The sequence below is a fragment of the Pseudomonas sp. MWU13-2517 genome (assembly GCF_023242545.1).
GTDB lineage: Bacteria > Pseudomonadota > Gammaproteobacteria > Pseudomonadales > Pseudomonadaceae > Aquipseudomonas.
The window spans coordinates 146183-171237 of the sequence record NZ_JALMFA010000011.1; the positions used below are offsets into that span (position 1 = coordinate 146183).

Annotated in this window: 27 protein-coding genes and 1 pseudogene; 25 read left to right on the forward strand and 3 right to left on the reverse strand. The window is 59.2% G+C overall.

Translation table 11 applies throughout. The features are described 5' to 3' along the window. Positions 1-42: 42 nt before the first annotated feature. The 6 genes and pseudogenes from M5B97_RS17570 (at position 43) to M5B97_RS17595 (ending at position 3200) form a co-directional block, all read left to right on the forward strand. Positions 43-633, forward strand: coding sequence for a cysteine hydrolase family protein (locus M5B97_RS17570; protein WP_123717578.1), 591 nt, complete (start codon positions 43-45; stop codon positions 631-633). A gap of 140 nt (positions 634-773) precedes the next feature. Beyond that, a complete protein-coding gene (locus tag M5B97_RS17575; RefSeq protein WP_123717577.1) occupies positions 774-1094 on the forward strand; it encodes a hypothetical protein in 321 nt (106 codons plus the stop codon). A gap of 75 nt (positions 1095-1169) precedes the next feature. Beyond that, complete coding sequence (locus M5B97_RS17580; RefSeq protein WP_248732155.1) at positions 1170-1727, forward strand: Smr/MutS family protein; 558 nt, start codon at positions 1170-1172, stop codon at positions 1725-1727. Between the two features lie 221 nt (positions 1728-1948). Continuing rightward, a pseudogene (locus M5B97_RS17585) lies at positions 1949-2158 on the forward strand (site-specific integrase); the annotation flags it as partial. Positions 2159-2180: 22 nt separating this feature from the next. After that, the gene (gene folE / locus M5B97_RS17590; RefSeq protein ID WP_019826593.1) at positions 2181-2726 is read left to right on the forward strand and encodes a GTP cyclohydrolase I FolE; all 546 of its coding nucleotides are present in this window, start codon (positions 2181-2183) and stop codon (positions 2724-2726) included. A gap of 102 nt (positions 2727-2828) precedes the next feature. Continuing rightward, positions 2829-3200, forward strand: a complete 372-nt coding sequence (locus M5B97_RS17595) for a glutathione S-transferase N-terminal domain-containing protein (RefSeq protein ID WP_123717575.1) — start codon at positions 2829-2831, stop codon at positions 3198-3200. 103 nt (positions 3201-3303) lie between these two features. On the opposite strand, the gene M5B97_RS17600 is transcribed toward M5B97_RS17595, so the two are convergent. From M5B97_RS17600 to M5B97_RS17610, 3 genes are read right to left on the reverse strand one after another with little or no spacing between them, the layout of a single operon-like run. Next, positions 3304-3621, reverse strand: coding sequence for a hypothetical protein (locus M5B97_RS17600; protein ID WP_123717574.1), 318 nt, complete (start codon positions 3619-3621; stop codon positions 3304-3306). Next, positions 3618-4943 (reverse strand): acyclic terpene utilization AtuA family protein, encoded by a 1326-nt coding sequence (locus M5B97_RS17605; RefSeq protein WP_248732156.1) that lies wholly within the window; start codon positions 4941-4943, stop codon positions 3618-3620. The genes M5B97_RS17600 and M5B97_RS17605 overlap by 4 nt, the downstream gene beginning before the upstream one ends. 1 nt (position 4944) lies before the next feature. Beyond that, complete coding sequence (locus M5B97_RS17610; RefSeq protein WP_248732157.1) at positions 4945-6237, reverse strand: citrate:proton symporter; 1293 nt, start codon at positions 6235-6237, stop codon at positions 4945-4947. 125 nt (positions 6238-6362) lie between these two features. Here M5B97_RS17610 and M5B97_RS17615 point away from each other — a divergent pair, with 125 nt between their 5' ends. From M5B97_RS17615 to M5B97_RS17705, 19 genes are all read left to right on the forward strand, one after another. Then, positions 6363-7250, forward strand: coding sequence for a LysR family transcriptional regulator (locus tag M5B97_RS17615; RefSeq protein ID WP_248732158.1), 888 nt, complete (start codon positions 6363-6365; stop codon positions 7248-7250). Positions 7251-7447: 197 nt separating this feature from the next. Then, positions 7448-7753: a hypothetical protein gene (locus tag M5B97_RS17620; protein ID WP_248732159.1), complete on the forward strand. Its 306-nt coding sequence runs from the start codon at positions 7448-7450 to the stop codon at positions 7751-7753. Next, complete coding sequence (locus M5B97_RS17625) at positions 7734-9041, forward strand: type III PLP-dependent enzyme (RefSeq protein WP_248732160.1); 1308 nt, start codon at positions 7734-7736, stop codon at positions 9039-9041. Before M5B97_RS17620 ends, M5B97_RS17625 begins: the two co-directional genes overlap by 20 nt. A 10-nt stretch (positions 9042-9051) precedes the next feature. Continuing rightward, a complete protein-coding gene (locus tag M5B97_RS17630) occupies positions 9052-9960 on the forward strand; it encodes a hypothetical protein (RefSeq protein ID WP_248732161.1) in 909 nt (302 codons plus the stop codon). Further along, positions 9961-10938, forward strand: a complete 978-nt coding sequence (locus M5B97_RS17635; protein ID WP_248732162.1) for a 3-oxoacyl-ACP synthase — start codon at positions 9961-9963, stop codon at positions 10936-10938. After that, on the forward strand, positions 10935-12545 hold the full coding sequence (locus tag M5B97_RS17640) for a class I adenylate-forming enzyme family protein (RefSeq protein ID WP_248732163.1): 1611 nt from the start codon (positions 10935-10937) through the stop codon (positions 12543-12545). The genes M5B97_RS17635 and M5B97_RS17640 overlap by 4 nt, the downstream gene beginning before the upstream one ends. Continuing rightward, complete coding sequence (locus M5B97_RS17645; RefSeq protein WP_248732164.1) at positions 12523-12777, forward strand: phosphopantetheine-binding protein; 255 nt, start codon at positions 12523-12525, stop codon at positions 12775-12777. The genes M5B97_RS17640 and M5B97_RS17645 overlap by 23 nt, the downstream gene beginning before the upstream one ends. Further along, the gene (locus M5B97_RS17650) at positions 12778-14331 is read left to right on the forward strand and encodes an AMP-binding protein (RefSeq protein WP_248732165.1); all 1554 of its coding nucleotides are present in this window, start codon (positions 12778-12780) and stop codon (positions 14329-14331) included. It begins immediately after the preceding gene. After that, positions 14300-15820, forward strand: coding sequence for an AMP-binding protein (locus tag M5B97_RS17655; RefSeq protein WP_248732166.1), 1521 nt, complete (start codon positions 14300-14302; stop codon positions 15818-15820). The genes M5B97_RS17650 and M5B97_RS17655 overlap by 32 nt, the downstream gene beginning before the upstream one ends. 118 nt (positions 15821-15938) lie before the next feature. Then, positions 15939-16343 carry a VOC family protein gene (locus M5B97_RS17660; protein ID WP_248732167.1) on the forward strand — a complete coding sequence of 135 codons (405 nt, stop codon included), beginning with the start codon at positions 15939-15941 and terminating at the stop codon, positions 16341-16343. Further along, positions 16340-17467 (forward strand): acyl-CoA dehydrogenase family protein, encoded by a 1128-nt coding sequence (locus M5B97_RS17665; RefSeq protein WP_248732168.1) that lies wholly within the window; start codon positions 16340-16342, stop codon positions 17465-17467. The genes M5B97_RS17660 and M5B97_RS17665 overlap by 4 nt, the downstream gene beginning before the upstream one ends. Next, positions 17464-17943, forward strand: a complete 480-nt coding sequence (locus tag M5B97_RS17670) for a hypothetical protein (protein ID WP_248732169.1) — start codon at positions 17464-17466, stop codon at positions 17941-17943. Before M5B97_RS17665 ends, M5B97_RS17670 begins: the two co-directional genes overlap by 4 nt. Before the next feature lie 8 nt (positions 17944-17951). After that, complete coding sequence (locus tag M5B97_RS17675) at positions 17952-18773, forward strand: alpha/beta hydrolase (RefSeq protein WP_248732170.1); 822 nt, start codon at positions 17952-17954, stop codon at positions 18771-18773. Next, a complete protein-coding gene (locus M5B97_RS17680; protein WP_248732171.1) occupies positions 18739-19743 on the forward strand; it encodes a 3-oxoacyl-[acyl-carrier-protein] synthase III C-terminal domain-containing protein in 1005 nt (334 codons plus the stop codon). The genes M5B97_RS17675 and M5B97_RS17680 overlap by 35 nt, the downstream gene beginning before the upstream one ends. 40 nt (positions 19744-19783) lie before the next feature. After that, the gene (locus tag M5B97_RS17685) at positions 19784-20902 is read left to right on the forward strand and encodes an acyl-CoA dehydrogenase family protein (protein WP_248732172.1); all 1119 of its coding nucleotides are present in this window, start codon (positions 19784-19786) and stop codon (positions 20900-20902) included. After that, the gene (locus tag M5B97_RS17690) at positions 20899-21753 is read left to right on the forward strand and encodes a hypothetical protein (protein WP_248732173.1); all 855 of its coding nucleotides are present in this window, start codon (positions 20899-20901) and stop codon (positions 21751-21753) included. The genes M5B97_RS17685 and M5B97_RS17690 overlap by 4 nt, the downstream gene beginning before the upstream one ends. Then, on the forward strand, positions 21750-22694 hold the full coding sequence (locus M5B97_RS17695; RefSeq protein WP_248732174.1) for a 3-oxoacyl-[acyl-carrier-protein] synthase III C-terminal domain-containing protein: 945 nt from the start codon (positions 21750-21752) through the stop codon (positions 22692-22694). The genes M5B97_RS17690 and M5B97_RS17695 overlap by 4 nt, the downstream gene beginning before the upstream one ends. Further along, positions 22688-23992 carry a cytochrome P450 gene (locus tag M5B97_RS17700; protein WP_248732175.1) on the forward strand — a complete coding sequence of 435 codons (1305 nt, stop codon included), beginning with the start codon at positions 22688-22690 and terminating at the stop codon, positions 23990-23992. Before M5B97_RS17695 ends, M5B97_RS17700 begins: the two co-directional genes overlap by 7 nt. Beyond that, positions 23976-25046, forward strand: a complete 1071-nt coding sequence (locus tag M5B97_RS17705; protein ID WP_248732176.1) for a MupA/Atu3671 family FMN-dependent luciferase-like monooxygenase — start codon at positions 23976-23978, stop codon at positions 25044-25046. Before M5B97_RS17700 ends, M5B97_RS17705 begins: the two co-directional genes overlap by 17 nt. The last annotated feature ends 9 nt before the right edge of the window (positions 25047-25055 follow it).

Here is a 25055-nt window from a genome sequence, read left to right on the forward strand (position 1 = left end):
AGTGGACAATGTCGCAAAAGCCCCCCTCACAGGAGCCCCAGAATGTCCGTTCCAAAGACGATGTTTCAACTCAGCGGTCGCGGTTACGCAGCAGCCAACCTGAACCATGCGACCCTCGTGATCATCGACGCCCAGAAGGAATACCTCAGCGGTCCGCTTGCCCTCTCGGGCATGGATGCAGCAGTCGACAACATCAAGCAACTGGTAGCCGCAGCACGTAATGCCGGGCGCCCGATCGTGCATGTGCGCCACCTGGGCACCGTCGGCGGCCTGTTTGACCCACAAGGCGAGCGCGGCGAATTCATTGCGGGCCTGGAACCCCTCGGTGACGAAACCGTCATCGGCAAGCTGTTGCCCAGCGCCTTCCACGGCACCGGCCTGGAAAAACACCTGCAGGACCTTGGTTCTCTGGACCTGATCGTCTGCGGCTTCATGAGCCACTCCAGCGTCAGCACTACCGTGCGCGCCGCCAAGAACCTGGGCTTTCGCTGCACCCTGGTGGAAGACGCCTGTGCCACCCGCGACCTGCCTTGCAAAGGCGGCGTATTGAGCGCCGAGCACGTACAACAGACCGAAATGGCCATCATGGCTGACAACTTCGCGACCCTTGCGCTGACCAAAGATCTGATCTGATCCACATCTGATGAGCGGCGTGGCGTGTTTATTGCCCCGCTCATCCGCAACACCTCCTCATTTGGCGCATTTACCGCTCTCCCAGGAACAACTTGTGTATCTTCCGGTCGAAGGGCCGATACCCTGGAGGAAAGGTCGGAATGAAGATATCCGATGGTTTTGATGCTCGTCGCTTGCGCCCCAAGGGCCCGAGCAACTGGCGTCTGCGCCTGGTCGCCGGCTTTGCCGCGCTGTTGGCGATTGTAGGTCTGCTGCTGGCCGGGGCTGGCGCCGCCGGTTTGTTGGGTCACTCACCCGCCTTGGGTGAACTGAATACCAGCCCTGGCGGTTCGGCGATTCTGTCATTGATCGGCCTGTTGATACTGTGGCTGGGCGTATGGTTGTGGCGACGCAGTCGTCGACGGATGCGCCAACCTTTGTCACTGAATATCGCTTCACACCTGATGAAAAAGCACGACTGATGGCGCTTGGATAGCGTTTCCTGCGCCCTGGCCGCCGCGATTTAGGTAAACTGCCCGCCCTTCGCGGAGGCCGACATGCAAGACGACGATTTTTCCCTGTTCAAAAATGAGCTGCGCGGCGTCAAGCCGATCAAGCACGACCGTGCCGACACCGGCAAACCCAAGACCGACCGGGCACAGATCGCCAAGCTGCGCCAGGCCGCGACCATACGCACCGATGCAACCACCGTCGATGGTCTGTCGGACCAGTTCGTGATCGATGTAGGCCCTGAAGATGAGTTGATGTGGGCCCGCGATGGCGTGCAGGAAAGCCAGATGCGCAAGCTCAAGATCGGGCAGATCCCGTTCGAAGGCAGTCTCGACCTGCACGGTATGAACGTCGAAAAAGCCCGCGAGACCCTCTGGGCGTTCCTGGCCGAAGCCACCAAATTCGAAATCCGCTGCGTGCGTGTCACCCACGGCAAGGCCGTGCGGCTGGATGGCAAGCGTCCGATGATCAAGAGCCACGTCAACACTTGGCTGCGCCAGCATTCCCAGGTACTCGGTTTTACTTCGTGCCAGGCCCGTCACGGCGGCGCTGGTGCGGTGTATGTGATGCTCAAGCGCACCATGATGGAAGGGCGCGACGAGTAACAGGGGTAAGGCGACGTCACCGGATTCAGCCTTTTCAGATAAGCCCCGTGATGCAAGTGAAAAGCCCGCGATTGCGGGCTTTTTTACGCGTGCAAACGGGCTAGTCGGATCAAGAAGGCAGGCCAGGCTGTCGAAAGACAGAATCAGCCACCAAGCGCTCGCAGAGGCGGCCTGCATGATGGTCAAGCACTCAAAGCGGCGCTCGTCACAGTGAAGGGCAATACAACTGCCGCCACACTTACGCTACCATGTGCCTAATGGCAGGCATGAACCTTGGGTTCATCGCTGATCAGCTCGGTCACAGCGTGCAAATGCTTCTGACGACTTACGCCCGATGGATGAACTCCGGTGAAGATTGGAGTGAAGTCGGGAAGCTTGAGCAAAGCCTGATTGGTACAAAATTGGTACAGGCAGAAACCGTACCCCTCTAGAACCCATACGGAATAACGCTCTGTGACACTGGAACAGAATTACACCGCGATCCTCGGCCAACTCGGCGAGGACGTCTCCCGCGAGGGCCTGCTCGACACGCCAAAGCGTGCCGCCAAGGCGATGCAGTACCTCTGCCGTGGCTATGAACAGACCTTGGAAGAAGTCACCAACGGTGCCTTGTTCAGCTCTGACAACAGCGAAATGGTGCTGGTCAAGGACATCGAGTTGTATTCGTTGTGCGAACACCACCTGTTGCCGTTTATCGGCAAGGCCCATGTTGCCTACATCCCCAGCGGCAAAGTGCTGGGCCTGTCGAAAGTTGCGCGGATTGTCGACATGTACGCGCGTCGCCTGCAGATCCAGGAAAACCTCAGCCGCCAGATTGCCGATGCCGTGATGCAGGTAACAGGCGCGTTAGGCGTGGCCGTGGTGATCGAGGCCAAGCACATGTGCATGATGATGCGCGGTGTGGAGAAACAGAATTCGTCGATGATCACCTCGGTGATGCTGGGTGAGTTCCGCGAAAACGCGGCCACCCGCAGCGAATTCCTGAGCCTGATCAAGTAACAGGCTGGGTAAGAAAAAACCGGCGTTCATCGCCGGTTTTTTTTCGCCCACAAAATTAATGTAAGCTGCGGCCCCTTCTGTATCGGGCAAGAGGTTTCAGCCATGTTCGTCAAAGCACTTCGAGTGGGCCTCGGCCACGTCATCATCGCGGGCGACTTTCTGACCCGTCCACGTAAAAAACAGCGTCCTGCCGAACAACAGGCAAAGGTCAACGCTGCCGCCAAGAACCTGACCCTGTATCAGTTCCACGCCTGCCCATTTTGCGTGAAGACCCGCCGCACCCTGCACCGCCTGAATGTGCCAGTGGCGTTGAAGGACGCGAAGAACAACGAGCAGGACCGTCAGGCCCTGCTGGAACAAGGCGGCAAGATCAAAGTGCCGTGCCTGCGCATTGAAGAAAATGGCCAGACCACTTGGATGTATGACTCCAAGGTGATCATCGATTACCTGGACAAACGTTTCGCCGCGCTCTGACTGACCGACGCAGAGCACATGGGAGCGTGCTTGCTCCCGATGGGGGCGTCGCTGAATGAATCGGCTGATACACCACCATCGGGAGCAAGCCCCCCTCGCGCATTTACCCTATTGCCAAATCGAGATCCAATAACGCCGACCCGAGGCACTTGCCATGGGCGTCCAGCGCCAGCGAACGGGTCACGCCGCCGCGCAAGATCCCCGGCAGCACGAAGTTCAGCGCCTGCACGTTGGGCAGTTCATAACGTCGTACCGGCGCCGCGCCCGGCTCGCGCAAACCGGCGAAGCACTCGGCCACGCGTTCGGCTGTCAGTTGTTCGCAGAGCAATGGGTAGTCTTCGGCGCGGTACGCGATGATCGAGATATTTGACGTATCGCCTTTATCCCCCGTGCGGGAATGGGCCAGCGTGTGCAACTTCATGCCTGGATCCTCGGGTTGACCCTACTGCGCGGCAGCATCAACGATGCCACCGCCACGACCTGGCGTACGCTCTTGCTCGCACCACCGCCGCCCGACGGGCCGTTGGTGTAAAGGGTTTCCACCTCATTGCCGACCCGCACCGCCTCGCCACGATCTTCACAACGGGCGGCGACGCGCAGGCGCACCTCCCAGGGTTCGACGCTGTTGCGCGAACCGTGCAGTGAATCCATGCCGATCAGTTCGGCGCGCACGTCCTGCATCTTCACACCGATCAAATCAAGCCGCTTGAGCACGATATCCCGCGCCAGTTGCGCCCGTGCGACAGCTCCCGGGCCGCCGTAGGACATCTGCCCTTCGCCGATCCAACCGTCCAGGTAACCGACGCTGACCTTCAACTGCTCAGGCCGTGCATGCCCAAGCGCCCCCTGGGCGCGAACGCGATCAACACCCTCCTCCACGAACGCCACCCGAGAAAAATCCGCCGTCACGTCCGGGGTCAGATACGCCGCCGGGTCATGCACTTCGTAGATCAATTGTTCGGTACAGGTGGCACGGCTGACCCGGCCGCCAGAGCCTGCGACCTTGGTAATCAATGCTTCACCCTCGGCATCAACCTCGGCCAAGGGGAAACCCAGGCGCGCCAGGTCGTCCACGTCCTTGACACCGGGATCGGCAAAATAACCGCCGCTGACCTGCCCCGCACACTCCAGCAGATGCCCCACCAGCGTGCCCCGCCCCAGACGCTGCCAATCATCCGCCGCCCAGCCGAACTCAAACATCTGCGGCGCCAGAAACAACGAAGGGTCGGCCACGCGCCCGGTGATCACCACGTCGGCATCTGCGTGCAGCGCCTGCAAAATAGCGTCGACTCCCAGGTAGGCATTTGCCGAGATCAGCCGTTCACCCAAGGCGCCCAGGGTATGGCCGTTATCCAGGCGTTGTTCGGGCCGCAGGGCCGCCAGGACATCGTCGCCTAGTGCAGCCACCACCGTGAGATTCAGCCCCAACTCATCGACAATTCGTCGTACTTCAGCCGCCGCCGCTACCGGGTTGGCCGCGCCCATATTGGTGATCACCCGCAGACGACGGCGGCCCTCATGCCGGCCGACAAATGGCAGCACACGGCGCATACGTTCACTCAACAGCGGGTCATAACCGCCCTGTGGATCGCTGATCCGCGCCTGTTGCGCCAAGGCAATGGTGCGTTCAGCCAGGCATTCGAACACCAGGTAATCCAGGTCACCCAGTTCGGCCAGTTCCACGGCAGGTTCGATACGGTCACCGGAATAGCCGGCGCCGGAACCGATGCGCAAGGTTTTCATCTCAAATCACTCCCAGGAGCAACGCAGTCAGGGTCATCAACACCGACGCGGCAAACAGAAAAGGGATGGTAAAGCGCTGGTGATCGGCCAGTTCGATCTTGCACAAGCCCACCAGCAGGAAGGTCGCGGGGGTCAACGGGCTGACCGGGAAACCAGTGGTGTGCACACCCAGCAAAGAAGCCTGGGCCACTTGCAGTGGGTCGACACCCAGTGCCTTGCCCACTTCGGCGATCACCGGCATCACGCCGAAATAATAGGAGTCGGGGTCAAACAGCAGGCTCAGGGGCATGGAGATGAAACCCACGACTGCCGGGATCAGCTTGCCGTGGCCCGCCGGGATCTGCGCCACCGCCACTTCGGCCATCGCCTTGAGCATGCCGGTGCCTTGCATGATCCCGGTGAACACCCCGGCGGCGAGCAGGATACTGGCCATGGTCAGGGCGGTCTTGGCGTGGGCGTCGATACGCGCCCGCTGGGCGTCCACATTCGGATAGTTGATACACAGCGCCACCACGGTGCCGAGCATGAACATCACCACCGGATCGACCCAGCCGGCAATCATTACCACCATCACCATCACGGTGAGCACCAGGTTGGCCCAGAACAGCCGTGGGCGACGCAGCTCGATATCAGCCTCACTGAGCACCCGCTGCGGCACGGCATCCACCGTGGAGCCGGCGCCCAGGCCCAGGCGTTTCTCTTCGCGGCGGCCCAACCACCAGGCACACGCAAAGACAAACACCAGGCCGACGACCTGCACGGGAATCAGCGGCTGGAACAAATCCGCCACGGGCACATGCAGGGCGGCTGACGAGCGCAGCACCGGCCCGGTCCATGGCAGGAAGTTGACCCCGGCCGCCATGGCACACACACAGGCCAGGATGCGCTTGTCGATGCCCAAGCGCGTATACAGCGGCAGCATCGCCGGCACTGTGACCAGAAAGGTCACGGCGCCGGAGCCGTCGAGGTGCACCAGCAGCGCCAGGGTCGCGGTGCCTACGACAATTCGTGTAGGACGCGTCCCTACCGTTCGCAGGATACGATCAATGATGGGGTCGAGCATGCCGGCGTCGGTCATGATTCCGAAAAACAGGATGGCAAAGACAAACATGCCCACCACCGGGGCGACGTTCTTGATACCGGTGATGATGAAGGCGCTGGTCTGCAGGCCGAACCCGCCGAGCAGTGCGGCGATGATCGGCAAGGCGATCAGGGCCACCAGCGGTGAGAGGCGTTTGCTCATGACGGCAGCGAGCAGGCACAGGATGGTAATGACACCCAGGGTAGCGAGCATGGGGTACTCCAGAGCGGCCTGGTTGGCCGGTTATTGTTTTCCCTGGAGTATTGGAAGCGGGTTAGTCTTTGTAAATTGGAATATTCACCGACCAGCGTTCGGAAAAACAAAATGAAGCCGTCCCAATGAAGAATTCAATCCAGCACATTCAGGCGTTCCTTGCGGTAGCCCGCACCGGCAGTTTCACCAAGGCTGCCAACGAGCTGAACCTGTCACCCTCGGCCCTCACCGTGCAGGTGCAACAACTGGAAGACTGGCTCGGCGTCGCCCTGCTCGACCGCAGCCCGCGCCACGTCAGTTTGACTGCCGCCGGCCAGGACGCCCGCGGCCCCATGGAAAAACTGCTGTTGGACCTGGACAACATCGTCACCGGCTCCCGCGACCTCGCCGCCCTGCGCCGAGGCGTCGTCACCATCGCCGCCCTGCCCTCGGTGTGCGCCGGCGCCCTGCCCCCGGCGTTGCGCCTGTTTCGCGAACGTTTTGCTGGTATCGAGGTACGCCTGCACGACTTGGTGGCCCATCGAATTCACGCGCAAGTGCGTTCCGGTGAGGTGGATTTTGGAATCGGCGTGCGTGCACGGCTTAGTCACGGACTGGCGTTTTTACCGGTACTCAATGATCGGCTATGTGCATTTGTTCCGCTGGGCCATCCCCTGACCCGGCATCGCCAACTGACGCTGAAGCAACTGACAAATCAACCAATTATCCTCACCGGGCGCGACAGCAGTGTGCGTGAGCAAGTGGACGCGTTATTTGATGAGGCGCGACTGACTATGAACGCGGGAATGGAAGCTAACTATATGTCGACGGTCCTGGCACTGGTTCGCCAGGGATTGGGCATCAGCGTGCTACCGGAATCGGCTGCGGACAGCCTGCAAGGCTTGAAGCGTATCCCCATCGACCACCCCGGGGTGAATCGGGAGATCGGCTTGATCAGTCGTAGCGGAGTAGGTTTGAGTCCGTCGGCGCAGCGTTGTTTTGCGTTCTTGAGCGAGCAGTTTACCTTTTCGTAAACAGAGCCCGGGAACCAGCCCTTGCATGAACTCGAACACTGCCCAGCTGTTCAAGAGCGACCAGAAGGAGCATCGCATTAGTTGCGTTAACAGGCTTTATAAATAAAAACAGACGAGTGTCTTTGCAATTTCAAGCAAATCTCGGCACCCGCCATGGATATGATCACACCTACAACGTTTATAGGGTTGTCACATTCATGAGCGCTTCTTCAATAACTGCACGGGCATTTATTCTCGCATCGCTGCAACAGATAGGTGTTGCCCCAGAAAAGTTACAGGCGATCAACAAGGGTGCAGAGATGTATGGCCCGCACGGACTGTTGGACTCCATTCACTTAGTTGGCCTTATTTCAGCCATTGGTGAATGGGTCGATAAAACCGCCGGCAACGCCGAGAGTTTCTTCGATATTCTCGATGACGATCTGTTCGACAACTTCAAAGATATTAATCGGATCGAATCGTTATTAAACGGAAAATTCAGCCATGTCAGCTTTTGCGCCTGATAGCCAATACATCAGTACCGATAGAATTGAAGACATCCCTTACCAAGTGCTCGCAGATCAAGTACCAACGCCTTTTTACGCATACAGTGCGACTCAGATAAAAAAAGACTTCGCAGAACTCAAGCGCACACTTCCCGACGGCATCGACTACTTCTACTCACTCAAGGCCAACCCCAACAAAACCCTGGTTTCGCTCTTGCATGAGGCGGGGACAGGGTGCGAAGTCTGTTCTCTGGTTGAGCTGGAAACTGCATTGCGCCAAGGCGTGGCGCCAGCCAATATCATTTTTGTCGGCCCTGGAAAACATATCAACGAATTGACCCAGTGCTGCCTGGCGGGCATTAAGGCGGTGGTGGTCGAATCCATCGAAGAAATGTTGTTGCTCAATGACATTGCCGCAGGCCTGCAGGTTACCCAGCGTATTGCCTTGCGTATCAACCCCGACTTCACCGGTGAAAAAGCCAAGTTGGTAATGAGCGGCAAACCTCGACAATTCGGTATTGACGAACAAATGCTACCGCAGGCATTTGAAACCCTCGCTCAACTCCCGCATTTGTCTCTGGCGGGCATCCATATTTATCTTGGCACTCGCATTCTTGACTGCCAGGCTGTTGCCAACAACACGCAAAACATTTTGAACCTGGCCGCCACGCTCCAGCAGACCTATGCAATAGAACTCGACTTTGTGGATGTCGGGGGTGGCTTTGGCGTGCGCTACTTCGACAAGGAAAAAGCGCTAGACCTGGCCGCCCTCGGCGAGGCATTGCAGCCGATGATGAACGATTACCGCCAGTGCTTTCCCCGTTGCAAGATCGTGATTGAACTGGGTCGCTTCCTGATTGCACGCGCCGGCATCTTTGTCACGCGGGTCAACTACCTCAAGCCTTCCCGCGAAGAATGGTTTGCGGTGTGTGATGGCGGCGCCAACTGCCACGGCAGTGCGGCCGGCATCAACTCCCTGATTCGTCGGAACTTCCCGATGGCGCGTCTTGGTTCACCCCGAACGACTGCCCAACATCGCTATCAAGTAACCGGCCCCCTCTGTACGCCTACTGATTTGCTGGGCGAAAACGTGATGCTCGACGAGCTGCGTTCGGGGGACCTGATCGGTATCGGGCATTCCGGCGCCTATGGTGCCAGTGCCTCTCCGGTGGGCTTTTTGAGCTTCGGTCATCCGGCTGAAGTGCTGGTCGAAAATGACCAGGCATTTCTGATCCGCAAGGCAGACAGCGTAGAGAGCCAACTGGCACCTCAGGTGTACCAACGCTTGCCCCTGACCTGCGCCTGAAGGATTCGCCATGTCTCTGGAATTTTCGGCCTCCCACATCCTGTGGCGCCAGTTTGACCAGCACAACAATGGGCCTGGCGCAGACGCCGGACAATTGAAGATCGTGACGGATTTCGTCGACGGTTTTTTTCGTTCCCATGACCACCCGGGCCAGGCTCAAGAGATTCATGCCGCTCGTTGGTACCGCGCACAGAACCAGACGTTCAGGGTAATGCTGACGCAGTTGGTCGGCGAGCTGGAACAGCAGGCTCGGCTCGATAACCTGGATCTGCTGCTACTCGCCCACTGGACACCAGATGTCGAGGTCGGGTGCTCGGTGACCAATGCCCTGATTCACCAAACAGGCTGTCACGACGCCTTTGGCATGGCCATCAGCGATCATGGCCTGAGCAGCGCATTTATCGCGTTACAAATCATTGAGGATTACCTCGATGACAACGCCCGTGGCAGTCAGAGGAAAAAAGCCCTGCTGTTGATCGCCGACCAGGATGCCATCCTGTATGACAGCCCTACTCTGGCCAGCTTCAACCCCAAGGCCAGCGCTTGCGTCGTGATGCTGCACAGCCGGCCAAGCGAGCCTGCAGAGCCACAACCTGCCGGTATCAGGTTCAAACACTATCGAAAAGTGCCTCTCCCGGGCACGTCCCAGGCACTGGACACTCTGCTTGCCAGATTGGATATGTATACATCCGAGGAAGACTTGTTACCGCTGCTGATCCTGACCACACCAGGATTCGCCGAGCAATTGCGCAAGCATGCACCGTGGGCCGACCACACTATCGAGCACTGGGATGAAACGCTGCTGTCCTGTGCTCCCTGGGCCAGGTTGGGGCAACTTGCACCGACCAACCAACGGATCCTGCTGATACTGCCGGAAGGTCATGCCCTGACCTGCGCAGGTTTTGTGGCTGGAGCCTGAATGTACATTCACACGATAAGCAGCCTGGTCGCCAAGGACCTTACCGCCCTGCCTGTCCTGGCGCAAAAGTATGCCTGGGGCGAGCGCAATACCAAGATTTTCAGCCGCTTTCATCGCATGGAGTCGGCCAGCCTGTTTGAACGCGAGGCCCTACCTGACCTGATCATGCAGCTATTGCACCAGTTCAAGGCCGAGTGCGACCCACACGTGTTCGCACGCATTGGCTATGTGGCCTGGGCGCACTCGCTCAACTGCCCTTGCCCGTTTGATACAACTCCCCACCTGACCAACAACGTACGCAAATGGCTGGGTCGTCCGCAAGTCGAGTTTTTCTCGGTCACTCAAGCTTCGTGTGCGTCGGCGCTGGTTGGGCTGAAGTTTCTCAACGCGAAACTGGCTGCGGCTCACGCCCGGCAGGAAAACGTCACAGCCTTGTTGATCACCGGCGAAAAGTGTTTCCATGACACCGTGCAATACGCCGACCAAAATGGCTATTTCGGGGAAGCATTTTGCGCGACCTTGCTCAGTGCAGATCCCGCCCCTGGTGCGTTACGCGTGAGTGCCATGCATGTCCAGCAACTGGCCGCGTACGGGACGCGCACACGCGAAACAAACCGCGAAAGTGAGAATGCCTACGATCATGCGTTCATCCCCACCATGCTGGAGACTGTGCGCGCCACACTGCTGCAAGCCGGACGCCGCCCCGAAGAGCTGCGCACGCTGATCCCATACCACATCAGCCCACCCACCTTCGACAGAATTGCCGACGGTGCAGGTTTTGCCCGAGACATCATCTACCGGCGTCACCTCTATCAATTGGGACATTGCTTTTGCAGCGATGCGTTTCTCAACCTGAAAAGCCTGCTGACGCACCGCGACGGTGTTCTCGCCGTTCACCCCATTCTGGCCCTGGCGTCCGGTATCGCCGGCACTTTTGCAGCCATCGTTCTTGAAGTGAATTCTGAGGATCAGACATGAGCACAACCCATTTGACCCAATGGCTGGTGCAAGCTGCACAGCAGTTCCCTGACAAGACGGCGCTGATCGAAGGTGAGGAGGCGGTGACCTGGGCCGCGCTGTATCAACGCGTACTCAATACCGCAGACTACTTGCGCCAGCAGCAGGTAGAGCGCGGTGATCGTGTGCTGGTATGGCTGCCCAACGGCGTGGATTTCGTCGTCTGCTTCTGGGCCGTGCAATATCTGCAGGCCGTGTTTGTTCCGGTCAATCCGGACACTCCGCTGTCACGGCTCAACTGGCTGCTCGACAACGCAGCCTCACATCTGCTGATTGCCCAGGCCGGGCAGGCGGTAGCGTTGGCGGCCGCTGTCGATAACCCGGCGTTGACCGTGCTGTTCGATAAAGCGCCCGACGCGCAAGAGAACCATAGCCCGAGCTTGTCCCTGCAACAAATAGCCGCGCTGCCACCGACCCGCCCATGGCCGCTACTGGGTGCATTGGATATCGACCTGGCCTGCCTGATCTACACCTCGGGTTCCACGGGCGATCCCAAAGGGGTCATGTTGACCCAGCGCAACATGCTCAGTGCCGCCGACTCCGTCGCCACCTACTTGCAATTGACAGCCAGCGACCGAGTGTTCTGCACGATCCCCATGAGCTTCGACTATGGGCTGTATCAAGCGATCATGACAGCCAAGGTCGCGGCAACGCTGATTATCGAAAGAGATTTCAGCCGCCCGCTGTTTGCCCTCAAGCAATTGGCCAAGCACCGCGCCACGGTACTGCCGATTGTGCCGACGCTACTGGCGATCATTGCCCCACTAGCCAAACGCTATGACTTTTCCTCCCTGCGTAAAATCACCAACACCGCGGCGGCCCTGCATCCCAGCGATATAGACCTGCTGATTTCGCTGTTCCCGCACGCCGAAATTTTCTCCATGTACGGGCTGACCGAGTGCCATCGCTGTACCTGGCTGCCCCCGGCCCTGCTGGCCCAGCATAAAGACAGCGTAGGCTACGCCATCCCCAACACTGAGCTCTGGGTCATCGATGACGAGGGCGTTGCGCATCGCAGCAATGCCACCGGTGAACTGGTGATTCGTGGCGCAACGGTGATGCGCGGCTACTGGCGCAACCCGGAGCAGACAGCCAAAAAGCTGCGGCCAGGACCGTTGCCCGGTGAGTCGGTGCTCCATACCGGCGACATCTGCCGTCTGGATGAACAAGGCTTGCTTTATTTCCTGTCGCGCACCGATGACATCTTGAAAACTAATGGCGAGAAGGTTGCCCCCCGGGAAGTCGAAAGTGTGCTCAAGCGTATGCCGGGAGTACGGCAAGTAGCGGTGATTGGCGTCGCCCATCCGGTATACGGCGATGAAATCGTAGCCTGTATCGAGTGCTTAGAGCCCTTGGACATCGCGCAGCTCAAGGCTTTTTGCCAGGCCCACCTGGAAGCTTACAAACGGCCTCATCGCTATTACTTCAGCCAAGCCCTACCCAAGAACAACAACGGGAAAGTTGACCGCGGCCAGCTACCCAGCCTTCTGCCGCGCCGGGAAAACAACCTGAACGTCGGATGCACACAACAAGCAGGGAGCAACCATGTATACGCCAACCATCATTGAAGCCATCGGGCTGGTCCTGGAAACATCGAACCTCTCGGAGCTCAATGCCCAGACCCATCTGGAGCGCGACCTGGGGTTTGAAAGCGGGTTGTATATCGAACTGATCATGTACCTCGAAGAACGTATCGAGGACCTGGTGCTCGACCCCGCCACTCTGGAATTCCAGCACTTCGAAACCGTGGGCAGCTTGTCGAAGTTCATTGAGCTTCAGCTTGCCAGCCGGGCGGCGTGAATGGACGCCTGGTCTGAGCTCATAACGGTGTTTACGCGCTTTGAAAATCGAGCGCAGACCGCCTGGCGCCACAACTCGCTGACATACAGCTATGCAGCGCTGGGTCAGCGTGCCCAGGATATCGCCAACGAAATCCTGCGCCAGCAGCCCCACAGCCAAACACCGCTGGCACCGGTTCTGGTATATGGCCACAAATCTTTCGATTTTCTGGCCGCCTGGTGGGCCTGCCTGTTATGCGGCTGCCCGATTGTGCCGGTGGAGTCCGACAACCCGCCCGAACGCCTTGAGCGTATTGCACGAGCGGTCGGAGCAAGGCTGGCCCTGAATACGGATGCCGTGCCGCTGTCCAGCGCCAGTATGAAGGTCATTGCCCTCGTCGATCTGCCCCGTCGGCACCATAACGGCGCGGCGCTGCAGCATGTGCTCGAAGATACTCGCCAGCGCCTTGCCAACGCTACCGACTTGCCGCTGGCCTACATCATGTTTTCGTCGGGAACGACAGGTGAGCCCAAAGGCATTCAGATCAGCCTGCCCAACCTGGCCAACTTCGTGGCCTGGGTGCGCAATGATTTGCCTCTGGACGGGCCTGTTACTGGCAACGTGCGGTACTGCTTCGATGTCTGCCTGTTTGAAATCTGGCTCGCCTGGGTATTTGTGCAACCGCTGTCGGTGCTCGATCATCGAGAGTTGATCAACACCCGTAAGTTGATTGCCCAGCACGCGCAGATTTCGCTGGCCTGCTGGGTCTCCACACCCTCGATGGTGCGCCTCTACCTGCTGGATCCGAGCTTCAGCGCCGTAGCACTGACACGGCTGCGCCGTTTCATCTTCTGCGGTGAAACGCTGCCCAAAGAAACCGTCACCCAGTTGTGGGCGCGCTTCCCAGGTTGTGAGGTGATCAACACCTATGGCCCCACCGAATGCACCGTCGCCGCGTCACAGGTATTGATTACACCAGACATGGTGGACTCACCGTTACCGCTGCCCATCGGCCGTGCCCGGCCAGGTGCAGCGCTGCAACTCGCTCACCCCGTAGACGCTGCCGGCCGGGGACAACTGCTGATCAGCGGCGAGTGTGTCGGCCCCGGTTACCTCAATGCAGCGCCTGAACACCGCGCCAATTTCAGCCGACAGCACGGCCAGGCCACTTACGCCACCGGTGATATCGGGCTGTTCGATGGCACTTGGTACTACTTCCTCGGGCGTGAAGATGGTGAGGTCAAGATCCAGGGGCATCGCATCGACTTGCACGAAATCGAGCACTTCCTGCGTGACCGCAATCTGGTCGCCGATGTGGTGGTCGAGCCGTATTGGCGCAAGGGTAATGCCGAGGCAATCCAGGCCTGCGTGATCCTCAATGGGAACTGTGATTTGTCTGAACTCGGCAAAGCTATGCGAGCCCATTTTCCACCGTGGGCTATCCCACGTTATTGGTACAGCAGCCCGCGCACCGTACTCAACCATAACGGCAAACTGGATCGCTCAGTTGCCTGGCAACTGGCTAAAAACAACGGAGAGAAATATGTTTTCATCGCAAATCAAACCGCTGTTTGAGCGGCTGAAGAATCAGCACAATGCAACTGCGTTGATCAACCAGGAAGGCATCTACAGCTTTGCCGAACTGGGCCTGCGCACCGCCGCGATTGCCCAGGTGCTCGCGCCCTGGGCAGGCCGTAACGTGCTGGTTCACGGCCATAAGCAACTGGATGCCGTGGCCGCCATGCTGGCGTGCATCAGCCAGGGAAGCTGCTTTACCTTTGTCGATCAATCCAACCCTGTCGCACGGGTTGAAAAGATCGCCAGCCTGATCCGCGCCGAGGTGATCGTCACAGCGACGCCCCACCCACTGGAGGGTTTGGACCGATGGCCTCAGTGGGTCACCTCGACCTTGGAAAATGCCGACCCGGATTTGCTGCCGTCCGAACCTGAACTGACCCAGCCAGCTTTTTATATCCTCCCGACTTCGGGCAGTACGGGAGAGCCTAAAGGCGTCATCGTCAGCTACGAAAATTTCGCCGCCTTCTCGACGTGGTACAGCCCAATGATCCGCGACGGGATCGCACATGGATGTCACGTGAGCCATGCCTGCTTCTCCTTCGACATGGGCTTGCTGGATCTCTTTCCGGTGCTTTGCGAAGGCCGCGCCCTGCTGATGCTCGATCATCGCCACAACATGCTGCCCCGGCAGAACATTCGCCTGATGTCGCGCTACCCGCAATGCCCGGTCACCAGCTGGTTTTCCACACCCAGCTTTGTTGATCTGATGTTGAAGGACCCGTTGTTCAGCCACGAACAGTTTCCGGATCTCAAGCGCTTCTTCATGGCGGGCGAGCGTGCTGCGTTGGGCCTGGTGACTCAACTGCAGGCGCGCTTTCCGGGCCTGGAGGTGATGCACGGTTATGGCCCGACCGAAACCACCGGAATGACCCATACCTACAAGCTTGGTCATCCGCCCGAGCACAACGCTGGCCTGCTGTCTCTTGGCGAACCCTGCGGGTTGACCCGGATCAGGATCGTGGATGCCGACGGCCACAGCCTGCCGCCAGGCGTAATGGGCGAGGTGCGCCTGTACGGCCCGCAAGTCGCCTTGGGCTACCAGCCTGATAATGACCCACGTAACCAGGCTTTCAGCCATGACGAATTCGGACGTTACTACGCCACCGGCGACCGGGGTTTCCTGGATAACGATCAGTCACTGTTTATCCATGGCCGGGATGACAACCAACTGAAGTTGAACGGCAATCGGGTCGAGCTGGGCGAAATTGAAAGCAGCGTGTGCCGCTATGCCGAAGTCATCCAGTGTTGCGTGGTGCCGATCAAGGACGACGGCAAGGTCATCGATCTGCAACTGTTCATTCAACTGCGCGAGGACACGGCCACTCACCGTGAAGCCCTGCGCCAGTTCCTCGCAGAACAACTGCCTGGCTATATGATCCCCAAATCCATGTTCTTTTGTCAGACCTTCCCCGTGACGCTGCACGGAAAAATCGACCGTCAGCAACTGGTGCTGGAACACCAGGCGCTGTCGGCCGTCGCTGGATGAACCTCTGCAAGCACATATAAAAAACTTCCCGCGATGATGGCGAAAATGCTCGTCACTCTGTGAACCGGCACCGGCAGGTGCCGGCGTAAGACGTTTCCTCAAAAATAAGGGCGGCGCGATGCGTTTCAGTCATATCGGTTATGTGGTGTGCGACAGCCAGGCGACCGCTGTCGCGGTGAGACCGTTTTTCCCGGTTACCGTCCGGTTCAGGGAATATGTGGCGGCACAAAAAGTGTTCATCAGCCTGCTGGAGACCACGGATGGGAACAGCCAGATCGAGTTGGTCGAGCCGCTGGAAAACAACCTTCCTTTGCGCGAGCTGTTGGCCAAATCCGGCAAGTCATCGCTGCCCTACCACATCTGTTTCGAGGTCAGTGACTTCGACGAGCATTTCAGCACGATGAAGACAGCAGGCTGGATCGTATTGACACGCCCCTTCAACGCATTTGATAGCAACCATCGCTCCAGCCATCTCTATCACCCTGATGCCGGGGTGATCGAAATCATGTCAGGTCCGCTATGAGTCAGTTCTACGATGAGGCTTTCGCCCGGACTCCCTTCCCGCTGGGCGAAGATGCCCAAGAGGTTGCCGACCAACTGCGCCAGTTTGGTGATACACGGCAGGTCATGGGCCAGTGGTCGTTCGCTCCGACGCTGAATCAGCTTGGCTTGCCGCAACGCTACCTGGAATCTTCAGGCCACCAGGTGTTAAGCCAGGCCAGACGCTATGAACTCTACGAACAGTTGGGCTTTGTCTCCCCGGCACTGATTTTCAGTGCGCCTGGGCCGAGCATGGCAGCCTATGTCGTCGCCGGGTTGGGCAACGAACAGCAGCAGGATGGTTTTTTCAGTCAGTTTCAACGGGGCTTGTGCTGGTCGTGTTTTGCGATGACCGAACCCGCACAGGGAAGCGATGCCGGTGCCCTGCAAACCACTGCAACAGCGGTTGACGGTGGATACCTCATTTCGGGGCGCAAGATGTTTATCGGCAATGGCATAGTCGCCGATACCGGCGTGCTGTTTGCACGTACCGCACCGGGGCAATTGGGAATCAACGCGTTTGTATTCAGACCGCAAAGCCCGTCCATCGCTCGCCATCGCCTGGCGCTGACCGGGCTTGATGGCGCCAACCTGGCGCTGATGGAGTTCGACAACCTGTTTATCCCGACGCAGGATCTGCTCGGACAGCATTTGAAACCAACCCAGCGCTTTGCACAGTCGGCAATGGCTACGTTCGATGCTCTGCGCCCCTGCGTAGGAGCGCTGGCGCTGGGTGTGGCACGCCGCGCACTGCACGAGTGGCAAGCCTGCGTCTCGCCTACCACGGCACAGTCACAGCGCCTGTCGGCACTGAAGCGGCGCTGGGACGTTGCTTACCGTGAAGCGTTAACCGTCTGCCAGCAAGCCGATAAGCAGCAAGCCCCGGGAAAACCTCCTGGCATGGTAAAAACCGACTGCGTGATCGTTGCCGACGAGATTGTCAGCCGGCTTATCCACGCCTTCCCCACCGATACACAACCGGTGCCCAGTGCCTTGTGGCAGGCATTTCGTGACGTGAAGGCTTTTGAATACACCGAGGGCACACGGCAGATCCACCAACTGGGCACAAGCTTCTCACCCCGACAAGCCAACCTGGAGCGCCGATGACCATCGCCCCTCTGCTGCAGGGTCAACTGAATATCGTCAGTACCTGCCAAGCCATTACGTTGGACAGCCGACACTTCATCGCTACTGCGCAGCAACCGACCCAGGCCCAGTGGTACCAGCATTGGCCACAGTTTGATTGCGGTGAGCGTCTGCACGCCAGGGACGCAGTGGAACTTTGCCGTAGTATCGCCAGCGAGCCATATCCGACACAGTTGGTTTACGACAGCCTTTACCCGGCAGCGCGCGGTGCCACCCCGCTGCTGCAAAGCCTGATCGCCCATACCCCTGGGTTCATCGAAACCTGGGGGGTGTGCAGTGACACCTTTGATCCGGAATACGCCGCCTCGCTGGCCAGCATGATGCTAAAGCCTGGGCAGCGCTTGCTTTACCTGTATGACCCATTACAGAGATTGAATGGTGACCCCAGGCCCCAGCAGGCAACGCTGCACTATCTGCTGTTTTCTGCACAACCCTAGGGGAAGCAATGGATATCCAGCTTGCTTCACTGATTGAGCGCATGGCCAACCCTGCCGTGATGCCGTTGCGCAAGGCCGAGTTGCAACAGCTGGCCACAATGAAAACCGAGCGTTTCGCCTGCGGTCCCTATCGCAGCCGGGTGCTGATTAACGGTAACGACGACCCGCAGGCCAAAAGCGTGTTGCTTCTGCACGGTTGGGGTGGCCATCCGATGATGCTGACTCAAGCGCAACGCGTGCTGCAAAGCAACGGATACCGGGTTTACACCCCCTTCTTGCTGGGCCATGACCCCGAAAGCCCGGCCGGTTGCGACTTACCCGGCCAGTACCCGTTGCTACTCGCGATGCAGGCGACCTACGGTCCATTCGACAGCGTGGTTGCTCATTCGGCAGGCGGGATCATCATGGCGATGGCCCATAGCGTCGGGCTTGTGCTCAACCGGGTGGCGCTGCTCTGTGCCCCGGCCTCGCTGTCCAACCTATTGCAGCACTACCTGGTGCTGCACCGGGCGGCCAACCATTACCTGCCACAGCTCGCAGCCTATTACCAAAGCCGCTACCCCATGCTTGCCGACTTGCAGACCGACCGCCCTTACACCTTCACCGAGGCGCCCGCGCTGATCCTGCAAGGCACGCGGGACCAGCGCATCAACCCGGCCAACGGTGGGCAGATCCAGGCTCAATTACCGGGCAGCCAGTTGCACATGGTTGAAGACACGGGCCACCTGGGCATCCTCTCCCACCCGCCGAGCCTGCGGACGCTGGGTAGGTTTCTCTGCGCGGAAAACGCCGGTCATGAAAAAGGGAATCCCAATGCTTGGGCATATTGAATCCATCACCCTGCACATTCCCGAGCACAGCAAGTCATTGGCAGAAGTCGCCGATACCCTCGGGCTGAGTGACATGGATGTGCGGATGTTTTCACGGTTCTACGGCCTGGCAAACTTCCCGCGCCAACCCGGCACGGTGGATGATCTGATGCACGCGCTGCTGGCGCAATTCGTTGCGGCGCACCCTGACATCGTCCCACGCATCCGCCATGTGGTACATGCGCATACCGTACCTACCCTGCGCCCTTTTCGCCTGACCGGCAGGACCCTGCTGGAGGGGTACGGTTTTGCCGATGACACCGAGTACTGCAGCCTGACGATGGGCCACTGCGCGACCTCGCTGGCTGGCGTGGAGTATGCCTGCAGCCGCCTCAAAGGAGGCGAATATGCCCTGCTGCTGATTGGTGAAAAAGCCTTCCACCCCAAGGTCGAACTGCTGGACGGCACCACCATCATGGGCGAGGCAGGCTGTGCCGTGTTATTCAGCCGGTCAGGGGAGAGCGCCAGAATCATTGCCCGGTATAGCGAGCAAGCCGGCGAGTTCAGCGAACACAAGGGCAATGAACCAAGAACTAATCCGGCATTCGCCGAAGCCTATTTCAGGTTTGTCAGCACAGCTATGCGTAACGCCGCGCAGCATTTCGACTGCGCCCTGGACACCCTGGACTGGATAGCACCGCATAACGTCAACCTGTCTTCCTGGCAGAAAGTGGCCGACGAACTGCAGATTCCGCGCACCCGCATTTTCTTGCAGAACGTGCCCCGCTATGGTCATTGCTTCGGCGCCGACCCTTACCTGAACCTGGCCGCCCTTGTCCGCAGTCAACAGCTGCCTACCGGTAGTCGGGTGATGCTGGCCAGCGTGGGAATGGGCGCGACCTTTTCCTCGCTATTGCTTGAGCTACCCGCGGGTAACGAAATCTCGATCTTTTGCAACCTGGAGCAATACCCGAATTTGACGTCCAATTAAGTTAACGCTCAGTTCTTCCTTTACGCGAACGCAACGACCTATGAGCGATATCACCCGCCTCTATCCCCAACTCTACGCGCTGTCAGAGCGACTGCTTGCGGCCGGACAGCTCGCCGAAACCGACCTCGACCGGGCGATTGACTGCCTGGATCACCCAGAGCTCAGAAGCGTCGCCTGTATCGGCATACCTTCACGATTCAACCTCTGGGAAACACCGGCATTTTCCAACGTCAGTTATGCACGGCACCTGCAAATCATCGAATACCTGAGCCGAGCCGATGCCAGTGCAATGATGCTGCTGCCCGGCGCGTCTCTGAGTACTCGCGCCATTCTGACCCTGGGTAACGAACAACAGCAGGCACGCTTTTTTGCCTGTTTTGAAGAGCGCCCGACCTGGACATTTTTCGCCGTCACCGAACCCGATGTAGGGTCGGATGCCGGCGCCATCACCAGCGAGCTCACGCACGGTGAACACGGCTGGCGGCTCAATGGCACCAAAACGTTGATCGGCGGTGCCATGCAGGCAAGCGCGGGTCTGGTGTTTGCGCGGTATCGACACAGCCAGCGGCTGGTGATGGTATTTCCGGATCAAACCCGACCTACCTTGCTGCGCGAGTCTCTGGGCACGGTTGGATTGGCAGGTGCCGGACTGACCCGCCTGGTGTTCAAGGACCATTGCGTAGAGAAAGAAGACATTCTGGGGCACGAACGCCGCGAGCTCTTGCAAGGGCTCAACGCCTTGAGCCTGGTATTCGAGCGTCATCGGCCCATGGTGGCGGCCATGGCTTTGGGCACTACGTTTGGCTTGCTCACCGCATTGGACGTTCGCCCCTTGCCGAACGCGGCACGACGTTGGGTCGCCCGGCAGTGGCGCAAATATCACGCTGTCTATCGACAGATGCTCACCGTGGCAGAGGGCTACAGCAACGGCCAGCATCAGCATGCCCTCACCAGCCAGCTCAAACGCAATGCCACCCGCCTGGTGGAAGACACCGCCTGTCATCTGCCTCACTGGCTTAACAGCAACGACTGGCTGCAAGACCGTCTGCTGCGCAAGCGCTATCGCGACAGCTTTGCATTCGAGTACATGGAAGGTACGAGCAATGTGCACCTGCTCAATAGCTTCCGCCCGCCCGTCAGCCAGAGGGTAAGCCCGTGACACTATGCCTCGATCCCGCCGATATCGTGTTCCAATCGTTTCATCAGACCGAAGCCCCAATGCCGGAGTGGGACCTCGATATCCCGCACTGGCGCTCCTACGCGCAGCATTTTTTCCAGGCTAACGGTGCGACGCTCAGCCCAGAGGATGATCAAGTGCAGGCATGGGTCACCAGCACCGAGCGCGCCTCCTTCAGCGCAATGATTGCCGTACTGTTGCCCCGGTTAGCAGCGGTCATCAACCCTGCGCGGGTGAAAACCGTGCTGATGGCGCACTGGACGCCAGACCTGCACATGGGCAGCTCGGTGGTGAATGCCGCCATCCACCAACTCGGCCTGTCCGCATGCCTGGCACTGGCATTCAGCGACCGGGGAGCGGACGCAGGCCTGTTCGCCCTGGACGGCCTCAATGATTGCCTGGCGGGTAAAGACGAGGACGGCCTTTTGTTGATTGCCGAGCAGAAAAACCTGATGTATGCGTCGCCACTGATGGCAGCCCTGCAACCGGAAAATAACGCCTGCGTATGCCTGCTGAACACACAACAGCGCGGGTTGCGCTACCGCGGATTCAAGCGCGCGCGCCATGCACAGTGGTCCGAAGCATGGCTGTTGCAGACCGTTGAACAGTTGGGCCTGAGCAGGGAGCGCCTGAGTCTGATCGGCCCCGCCCGGCTGTTGGAGGCGGCGTATGTCGGCACCCGCGCCTATGCCGTCAACCCTCACTTGCTATGTGCAGCCCCTTTCGTAGCGCTGCGCACCCTGTGGGAGCCGCAGCGTGACTACCTGCTGATCAGCGAAAACGATAATGGCGTCAGCGTGTGCGGGCTTGCCGCCGAGGAGGGTCCACGATGAATATTGCCTCGCTGGCCACTTACATTCCACCCGCCCGAGTGCACCTGGACCAGGTTATTGCCCATCGAGGCGGCGTACCGTCGGAAGCCCGGACATTCAGCCAACTGTTCGGCATGCGGCAGGTGGCTACCCTGGCTGGGGACGAAAGTGCTGAAGGCTGTTTTCATGCCCTGTTGCAGCAACTGGCTGAAAACCTGGATGACGGTGAGCGCATCGACGCGATCATCCTGATCCAGGGCCTGCCGGCACACTCCCGGCGCCAGAGCGTCAACCTGAGCACCCTGCGACGACGCTCACATTTCATCACTCCGAATGCACCGCTACTGACCCTCAACCAGCAAAACTGCGCCACGCTGTTCTGGGGATTGCGCCTGGCAGAGCAACTGCTGGCATCGGGCAAGCACCACTGCATTGCGCTATTGGTGGGCGACACGTTGGCCGACTTTGACCTGGCCGAGCGTTACATACCCGGCTGCACCATGATTGCCGACGGCTTCGCGGCGGCTCTGCTCAAGCCGGGAAGTGGCCAATGCAACGTGTCGGGCATCCAGTGCTTTTATCACCCCGGATTCCAGGAGGGCCTGGACGGCACTCGCGAAAATACCAAACGCTTCTACCAGTCCCACAACTACCTGGTCGAGCACGCTCTGGCGTCCTTCCCCGAGGATGTACGCCAACACGCCTGGCTGCTGCCCCACAATATCAACCGTCTGAGCTGGCAAACCTGGCTGCGTCACGCGGAAAACCGAGGCAGATCAGTCGCCACGGACCTGCTGGGCGAATGCGGGCACTGCTACGCCGCAGATCCTCTGCTGCTGCTCGAACGCTACGCTCCGCAGCACACCGGCCGCCCGGCTCTGCTGCTGTCGGTAGGCCTGGGCGGCTGGGTAGGCTGCGCGGCAATCACTTGCGATACCTTACAGGAGGCTACCCCATGCTGAGCAGCCCCGCCGTAATTCCAATCGTCAAGCCACCTGCCGCCAAGTATGCACAGCTGGGCTTCCTGAAAATCGCTGAAAGTGCCTGCCGTCAACATGGCGACAAAGTCTGGATCGGTGAAAACGAGCAAACCGTCCTGCTGCTGGCGGGCGCCCGGCATATCCGGTTTTTCATCGAACATGAGGCGAGCTTTCACAAAGAACTGGAAAATGGCCAGTCCGTCAGACGCCTCCTGCTGGGTCAGTCGCTGATTACCGCCAGGGAAGGAGACGAATGGCATCTGGCCAGAAAGCTCACAGCGCCACTGGTCAACCCCAAGTCAACGCTGCTCAAACAAGGCACCCAGCGTTCCGCTCAATGGTTGGTGGACACGCTCCAGGACCCGGAGAAGGACTCCCTGCAAGACATCTGCCTACAGTGGGCATTGATGTGCGTGGCCCAGGGTTTCGTCGGTCCGACGCTCGACCCGTTGCAGCTGGACAGCCTGATCAAGCACTTTCGCCGGATCTACCAGCAACTGATTGTCGCGGCACCGACCGAGGATTATGCGACGCTGAGCCAACACCCGGCGCTGGTCGCGTTTCGTGAAGAGCTCGAAACCATGATCGGGCCGCTGATGACTGGCGAAGGCAGCGCCAACCTCGGCATGCTGCAGCGCTTTTGTCAGGCTCTGGATATCGAGGCGCATCCACAGGAGCGAGAACGGGCGATCAGCATGTTGCTGGGTAACCTGGTGGCCAGTGTGGACAACACCGGCATTGCGCTGCTGTGGTGCCTGGCCCACCTGTCCCAGCATCCCGACTACCAGCACCGGGTCCGTGAAGAATCCCGGTACGGTACACGCGACCTGGCGACTGCCATCGTCAAGGAGTCGCTGCGCATTACGCCGGTTACGGCATTTTTCGAACGCGGCACACTGCACCCGCTGGAAATCGACGGCGTGGTGATTCCCGCCGGCACCCATGTGCTGTTTTCACCCTGGCTGGTGCATCGCAACGCCGCCTATTGGCCCGAACCCCTGAGCTTCAGGCCAGAGCGTTTCATGGAGGGCAAAGTGCCACGTGAGCACTTTGTACCATTCAGCGTGGGCAAGCGTAACTGTGTGGGTATGGCGCTCGCACTGGACCAGCTCACCACGGCCATAGAAACACTGTGCAACGTTTGTCATTTCACCCTGGCGCCCTCAACGCCCCCTGCAGCGCTCACACCGTTGTACGGTCTGAATGTCATGCCCAGAGGTGCTATCCATTTCATCATTGAATCCGTAGACAGGGTCACCCAGCATGAATGCATCGCCTGACCTGGCGTCAGACGCCATCCCGCGGCTCAGCGTGTTCTGTTTTTCGGACGTGGCCCGAGACAGCTTTGCGGAAAAATATGAGCAACTGCTGAGCACCGCCCGGCTGGCGGACGAACTCAACTTTCATGCTATCTGGACGCCTGAAAGGCACTTCCACACTTTCGGTGGGATGTTTCCCAACCCCTCCGTGATGAGCGCAGCATTGGTCGCCAGCACGCGACGTATTGCGATCCGCGCGGGCAGCGTCGTGCTGCCCCTGCATGACCCGTTGCGCGTCGCTGAAGAATGGGCGCTGGTGGACAACCTTTCACGCGGTCGGGTAGGCGTGGCGTTTTCGGCGGGTTGGCAGCGTAATGATTTTGTGCTCAATGCGCAGAACTACCGTGAGCGCCATGACGTACTCTTCACGTCCCTGGAACAGGTTCAAGCGTTGTGGCGCGGCGAAACCGTGACCCGTCACGAACTGTCTCGGCCTGGACACCCCGAACCGGTCACGCTGCAAACCTGGCCGCCCGCCTATCAAGCCGACATTCCGGTCTGGGTCACGACAGGGAGTAATCCGCTCTTATTCAACGAAGCCGGAAAACGCGGCTTGAATGTACTCACGCACCTGATTGCACAAACCCGGGAACAGCTGCAGGAAAACTGCGCGTGCTATCGCCAGGCACGCCAAGCCGCCGGGTTGGACCCCGCGGGCGGCACAGTCACGTTGATGATGCATGCCCAGGCCGGAGCAGACCGGGAATCGTTATTGCCACGCTTGCGACCAGCCCTGACGGGCTACCTGCGCGCTTTTATGCAGCTGTCCGAAAACCTCAATGGCCCGTCTACTCTTGATCGGGAAACAACAGAAAAAAAGCAGGCTTACGCGCTCAAATGGGGCGTGGAAAAGTACCTCAACCACTACGGTTTGTTTGGCTCTGCCACCGAATGCCTGGCACAACTCCAACAGTTCAAGCGTGAAGGCGTCGATGAAGTCGCCGGGCTGGTGGACTTTGGCATGCCTCAGGACAGCGTTGAAACAACCCTGCGCACACTGGCGACATTACTGTGAACTATGGAG